Source organism: Corynebacterium sp. MSK012, from assembly GCF_030232435.1.
Classification (GTDB): Bacteria; Actinomycetota; Actinomycetes; order Mycobacteriales; family Mycobacteriaceae; genus Corynebacterium; species Corynebacterium jeikeium_D.
The window spans coordinates 83,189-89,306 of sequence record NZ_JASPJU010000012.1; the positions used below are offsets into that span (position 1 = coordinate 83,189).

4 protein-coding genes and 6 tRNA genes are annotated in these 6,118 nt (G+C 55.0%); 5 read left to right on the forward strand and 5 right to left on the reverse strand.

Features of this window, described 5'->3' with window-relative positions; translation table 11 throughout:
- Nucleotides 1-53 precede the first annotated feature (53 nt).
- From thrS to QP977_RS09435, 5 genes are all read right to left on the reverse strand, one after another.
- Entirely contained in the window at nucleotides 54-2,048 is a 1,995-nt protein-coding gene (gene thrS, locus QP977_RS09415; RefSeq protein ID WP_284847270.1) for a threonine--tRNA ligase, read from the reverse strand.
- A 159-nt stretch (nucleotides 2,049-2,207) separates the two neighbouring features.
- A complete protein-coding gene (locus QP977_RS09420; protein ID WP_040361740.1) occupies nucleotides 2,208-3,434 on the reverse strand; it encodes a Dyp-type peroxidase in 1,227 nt (408 codons plus the stop codon).
- Between the two features lie 287 nt (nucleotides 3,435-3,721).
- Nucleotides 3,722-4,330 (reverse strand): copper chaperone PCu(A)C, encoded by a 609-nt coding sequence (locus QP977_RS09425; RefSeq protein WP_049193674.1) that lies wholly within the window; start codon nucleotides 4,328-4,330, stop codon nucleotides 3,722-3,724.
- 4 nt (nucleotides 4,331-4,334) lie between these two features.
- Nucleotides 4,335-4,925: a copper resistance CopC family protein gene (locus QP977_RS09430; RefSeq protein ID WP_040361738.1), complete on the reverse strand. Its 591-nt coding sequence runs from the start codon at nucleotides 4,923-4,925 to the stop codon at nucleotides 4,335-4,337.
- A 185-nt stretch (nucleotides 4,926-5,110) separates the two neighbouring features.
- Nucleotides 5,111-5,185: transfer RNA gene (locus QP977_RS09435), tRNA-Val, on the reverse strand.
- 357 nt (nucleotides 5,186-5,542) lie between these two features.
- Between QP977_RS09435 and QP977_RS09440 the strand changes: the two genes are divergently transcribed.
- The 5 genes from QP977_RS09440 to QP977_RS09460 all read left to right on the forward strand — a co-directional run bounded on the left by QP977_RS09440 (nucleotide 5,543) and on the right by QP977_RS09460 (nucleotide 6,100).
- A tRNA-Gly gene (locus tag QP977_RS09440) sits at nucleotides 5,543-5,615 on the forward strand.
- 66 nt (nucleotides 5,616-5,681) lie between these two features.
- Nucleotides 5,682-5,752: transfer RNA gene (locus QP977_RS09445), tRNA-Cys, on the forward strand.
- Between the two features lie 32 nt (nucleotides 5,753-5,784).
- A tRNA-Val gene (locus QP977_RS09450) sits at nucleotides 5,785-5,859 on the forward strand.
- Nucleotides 5,860-5,886: 27 nt separating this feature from the next.
- A tRNA-Gly gene (locus QP977_RS09455) sits at nucleotides 5,887-5,959 on the forward strand.
- Between the two features lie 66 nt (nucleotides 5,960-6,025).
- Nucleotides 6,026-6,100 (forward strand) — tRNA-Val (locus QP977_RS09460).
- Nucleotides 6,101-6,118 lie beyond the last annotated feature (18 nt).

Sequence of the window (6,118 nt, forward strand, 5' to 3'; positions counted from 1 at the left end):
GCGTGGTTCACCAGTTAAAACAACGCGGTCGAATTAGAGAGCGTTAACGACCTCTAGAGAGCAGAGACATTCTCCTTGTTCGGCTGTTCGTTATTCCGCGAAGCAACCCAATCACAGATGATGTCGACAGCCTTCTCAACTGCCATCCCGTTAATCTGAGTGCCATCGAGGAACCGGAAGCTGACGGCTCCTGCCTCAATGTCGCGGGCACCAGCCAGAATCATGAACGGAACCTTGGCCTGGGTGTGGTTGCGAATCTTCTTCTGCATGCGGTCATCGGACGTATCCACGTGGACGCGGATGCCACGAGACTTCAGCTGTGCAGCAAAGCCCTCCAGGTGTGGGATACAGTCATCCGCAACCGGAATACCAACAACCTGTTCCGGAGCCAGCCAAGCCGGGAAAGCACCTGCGTAGTGCTCCAATAGGACGCCAAAGAAACGTTCGATGGAGCCGAAAAGCGCACGGTGAATCATAATCGGGCGCTTCTTGGTTCCGTCAGGTGCGGTGTACTCGAGCTCGAAGCGCTCCGGCAGGTTGAAGTCGAGCTGTACCGTCGACATCTGCCAAGTACGGCCGATGGCATCGCGGGCTTGGACGGAAATCTTCGGACCATAGAAAGCGGCTCCGCCCGGATCAGGAACGAGCTCGAGGCCAGAAGCATCGGCAACGCGCTGGAGAATAGCTGTGGACTTCTCCCAAATTTCATCCGAGCCGACGAACTTCTTTTCGTCCTTCGTAGACAGCTCCAGGTAGAAGTCATCCAGGCCGTAGTCACGCAGAAGCGAAATGATGAAGTCGAGGACATTAGTGAGCTCTTCTTCCAGCTGATCCTCGGTGCAGTAGATGTGGGCATCGTCCTGCGTAAAGCCACGGGCTCGGGTAAGACCGTGGATAACGCCTGATTTCTCGTAGCGGTAGACGGTGCCGAACTCGAACATACGAATCGGAAGTTCACGGTAGCTGCGACCACGCGATGCGAAAATGAGGTTGTGCATCGGGCAGTTCATCGGCTTGACGTAGTAGTCCTGCGGAGCCTTGGTGCAGTTGCCGTGTTCGTCATATTCGCCGTCGAGCTGCATCGGCGGGAACATGCCATCCGCGTAGAAGTCCAGGTGACCAGACTTCTTGAACAAGTCACCCTTAGTTACGTGCGGCGTGTTCACAAAGTCATAGCCCGCTTCGATATGACGGCGACGGGAGTGCTGCTCCATCTCGTTGCGGATGATGCCACCCTTGACATGGAATACCGGGAAACCAGAACCAATCTCATCCGGGAAGCTGAACAAATCCAGCTCGGAGCCCAAACGGCGGTGATCGCGCTTCTCAGCCTCGAGCATGCGGTCGAGGTACTCGTCTAACGCTTCCTTGGACTCCCACGCAGTGCCGTAAACACGCTGCAGGTTATCTCGAGATTGGTCACCCCGCCAGTACGCAGCGGAAGAACGCATGATCTTAAAAGCAGGGATGTAGCGGGTGGTCGGCACGTGCGGGCCGCGGCAAAGATCAAACCACTCGGTCTCACCGGTACGCGGATTGACGTTGCGGTAGCCGGTCAAGGTCGTGCCTGCACCACCGACGTCGACATTGGCCTCATCATCTTCGGCCACCTTGCCGGCCGACTTTTCAACAATCAGCTCGAGCTTATACGGCTCGTCGGCAAGCGCTTCCTGCGCCTGATCGGCAGACTCGAACGCGAAGCGCTCGAATCGCTGACCAGACTTGATGATCTTCTTCATACGCTTTTCGATGCGCTTGAGATTCTCCGGCGAGAAAGGCTCATCGACACGGAAGTCGTAGTAGAAACCATTGTCGATGGCAGGGCCAATGCCCAGCTTCGTCCCAGGGAACTCCAACTGCACGGCCTGAGCCATCACGTGAGTCGCAGAGTGGCGGATGACATCGCGACCGTCCGGAGTATTCGCCGGAACGGGCTCGAAGACGGTTTCCACTTCTGGCTTAAAGGACAGATCCTTCAAATTGCCTTCAGGGTCGCGGACACAAACGATGGCGTCAACGCCCTTGTTCGGGAAACCCAGGTCTCTCATCGCCTCGCCCGCAGAAACTCCTGCGGGCACGGAAAACGGTGCTGGGGTTGCAAATTCTTCTGACACGGCGTGCGTGTACTCCTTTTCAAAGTGTCTTCGAAAATCACATACCTGGTGACCTTCGTCAGTCGTTCACACACTTTACCGCACGGTCAAAACTCAGGCCTCGAAAAGGTCCTGGGCCCAGTACTCCTCCTCAGAAGTTCCTCGTGGCATAACAAACACGGCGGATCCAATGTGGAAAATCCACTGATTGAGACGGTCGTTCTTGGACAGCCGCTCTTGAATCGGATTGAACTGCTCCAACGGGTCCTTCTGGAAACAAATGAATACCAGGCCGGTGTTGGTCTCGAATCGACCATTCGGTTCCGGTGGCAGGTCATAGTTGTAGACCCGTCGCAGAATCCGCTGATTAGGTTTCTCTTTCGGAGGCATTGACAGCGCAACATGGCTGTTCGGATCCGTCAGAGGCAGACCATATTCATCAGTCTTCGCCAGGTCGACGGTCTCAAACTCGTCCTTACCTCCAATTGGCGCGCCGGTGCCGATATCTCGGCCGGTAATAACAGTGCGGCTTTCGCGGTCCAACACATCCCAGCCTGGAATATCCATTTCGATACGGCGGACAACCATCGCTGTACCGCCCCGCAACCAATCCGGACCACTATCAATCCACACCTGCTTGTCGAATTCTTCACGAGTGCGCGGGTTGACCGTACCGTCCTTCTGACCGAAGAGATTGCGCGGGGTCTCGCCTTCCTGCGTAGAACCATTGGCGTGCTGGAAACCAGCTTGCACCCAGTGAACATCCAAATAAGAACCTGCATTTCGGATCATCATTCGGGCCGCATGGGAGACCATTACTGGGTCGTCCGCACAAATCTGCAGGCACAGGTCTCCGCCGTTCCACTCCGGGCGGAGCTCATCGTTAACGTACTTTGGCAGATCTCCCAGCCACTCAGGCTTCTGGTCTTCCCTATCGATGATTGTGAAGAAATTCTCCCCATATCCAACTGTGATAGTCAGATTGGCCGGACTCCCCATGAGCTCGGGTTCCAAATCCGTTCGAGTAGCCTTGCCGGCTGTCATTCGGCGGGCGTCATCCGTCCAGGCACGCATGAGGTTTTGGAGGCGATTGCGATCGACCCCCTTCTTCACGTTGAAGGCTATTAGCCATAGATTCGCCTGTGCGGGCGTCGCAATCCCCGCCTGGTGAGCGCCATCAAAAGGTACGGTTGCTGTCTGCAAAGGCGGTTTCGGTGGCTCTTCCTGTGGACGTTCCAACCCAATCGCCTGGGCTTCCGGCGCCCCCAGGGCGAGCGCTGAGGCTCCTGCGGCGGTGCCGAGCCCGCCAAGAAAACGCCTTCTGGAAAAGCCTTCGGACATGTTGTGCACTCTTACCTTTCTGATTACTTCGAACTGGAGCACATGAGATGGCTGGGAATCCGCCAACTTTTCAATAGCTTCAACGCAACCACTGGCCTATCCAATTCGACCGTATCGAAAACCTTTTTCGGAAAAAGAAAAGCGCCGGAGTTCGTTGCATATGCTGCAATAACCTGCCAACTCCAGCGCTTCTGCCACCATTAGATTCCAGTTAGTCAATTCCTCGACGTACCTGAGCTCACGCCCGCTTTACGACGAGCGATTACTTGACCAACTTGTCACAAGAATTAGTGACCCGAGTGATCCATCTCACCGCCGCCCATGTGCTCTGGGTTGTTCAGGTCACCGTCATTACCGTAGTCCTCTTCACCCGCTGGCTGGACGCGAACCTCAACGTCCTGGGTAATGCTAGAGCCGTCGGAAAGCTCAATGACGAGCTTGTACTCAGCTCCCACATCCATAGCTTCATCATTGTTCATGATCATGAAGTGAGTGCTACCCGGTTCGAGAACGAGTTCGCCATAAGCAGGAATCGTCAAACCTTCCGGCACCTCGAACATCTTGCCGTCCTTGGTATCGTGCTGCTCGAACTTCGTGCCTTCCTTCAGCCCCTCAAGCTTGAAGGAGGAAACCTTGATGTCCTTATCGGTGTTGTTGGTCAGCGTACCGAAGATGGCGGTCATGCCCTTGTCAGCCGGCTTTTCCTTGATGTAGGCATCGGCCAGCTGCACAGCAGCATCACTCTTCTCCATCTCAGAAGTAGCCTCGGTCGCAGCGGAGGTTGCGGACTCAGTCACCTCAGCAGCAGTGTTATCGTCGGACGAGCAACCTGCCAGAGCAAGGGTCAGGGCTGCGGAACCAGCGATCAGTGCAGTTGCAGTGCGATTGAGCTTCATGTGTCTATTTTGCCTTTCGATTAATAACGATGACGACAGCGGCGATGATGACGATGAGTCCACCACCGAGGCCATAAGCCCATAGCGGTATTGACTTCGTTTCCTCGGCGTGCGCACCGGTCTGACGAGATTCTGCCCCGGCTTCGGCTGCGCCAGCAGCATCCGGATCAGCCACTGAGAAAGAGGTCTTTCCTCGGGTGGAGTGACCATCAGAGGAGGTGATTTGGAAACCAATGATGTAGTTACCAGGGCCTGGATTAATATCCTCAGGGATATCCAAAGAGACCTCATTACCCACTACCTCTGGCTCGTGGGAGTACAGGACTTCCTTGGCATCTGCATCACTAATTGCAACGGTGTTGAAATTGTTCTTGGGGTTGCCGGAGAACTTGAGAGAAACGTGGTGCGGAAATTCATCGAGAACCTGCTTGTCGCCTGGGTTAGACGACAGCACGGAATCGTGAGCATGCGCGGGGCCAGCATTAATAACTGACGCGCCTGCAAAGACTACAAGCGTCGCAGCGGCGGCTACTGCACGCCGGAAACCCGACTTTGAGAACCGAAACGTTTCGCCTGAAGCGACCCGGGGACTCACTAGAACAGTTCAACTCCTTTAAGCGGGACAGTTCGAGAAGAACAGCAGTAGTCTGACCGCTGCCCTTATACCTATTGTCGGATGGTAGTCCAGAAAAGTTCCCGAGAGGGACGAATATAGTTCAGGTCACACAGCAAAACCCCGGCCGCGCAGTTTTTATACGATGCGTCGACCGGGGTTTTAAATGGTAGTCCCAACTGGGTTCGAACCAGCGACCTTTCCGGTGTGAACGGAACGCTCTTCCACTGAGCTATGGGACTCGGACAGAAAAGCACTAAGCCTTTGCTGCTCTGCGGAATAAGTTAGCACGCGTTTTGGAAGTTTCCCTAATTGGGTTGCATTGCGTTTGCGATTGCGCAGTTCGACGATTTATTACCCCACCGATGGAACTCCATGACGATAGCGACTCGATAGCCCCCAGTAACCAACCCACGAAAGCGAATAAATGACATCGTTGCGATTCAGAGGCATCAAAGGTTGGTCTTTAGCCCTACGCCCACAGGCACAATACAGATGTTCACCTGGTAATTTGTAATCAATCGCACAAGCACGCTAAAGTATCTTTCGCACCGCAAGAGAGCAATTGAGATTCTCCTTCGCTCTCCTTGCAACGTGATGCGGATGTAGCGCAGCTGGTAGCGCATAACCTTGCCAAGGTTAGGGTCGCGGGTTCGAGTCCCGTCATCCGCTCTGGTTTCTCAAGAAGTTAAGCTCTGTGGTATAACTTCGAGGCAACCACTGAGGCGGCAGCCTCACGGTGGAATGGCCGAGTGGCGAGGCAACGGCCTGCAAAGCCGTGTACACGGGTTCGATTCCCGTTTCCACCTCAGCAGAGATTCCTTACCGGTTTCGATGTAATGCGCGTTTAGCTCAGCGGGAGAGCGCTTCCCTGACACGGAAGAGGTCACTGGTTCAATCCCAGTATCGCGCACCACGTAAGCCCTTATGGGCGAGCGTATTTGCGGATGTAGCGCAGCTGGTAGCGCATAACCTTGCCAAGGTTAGGGTCGCGGGTTCGAGTCCCGTCATCCGCTCAGTGCAAAACCCCCTTCTCCTGGAAGGGGGTTGCGCTTGAAAGCTTCTATATAGCTTTTACCCCAGCGCGATTAGCTCAGTGGGAGAGCGCTTCCCTGACACGGAAGAGGTCACTGGTTCAATCCCAGTATCGCGCACCACGTAAGCCCTTATGGGCG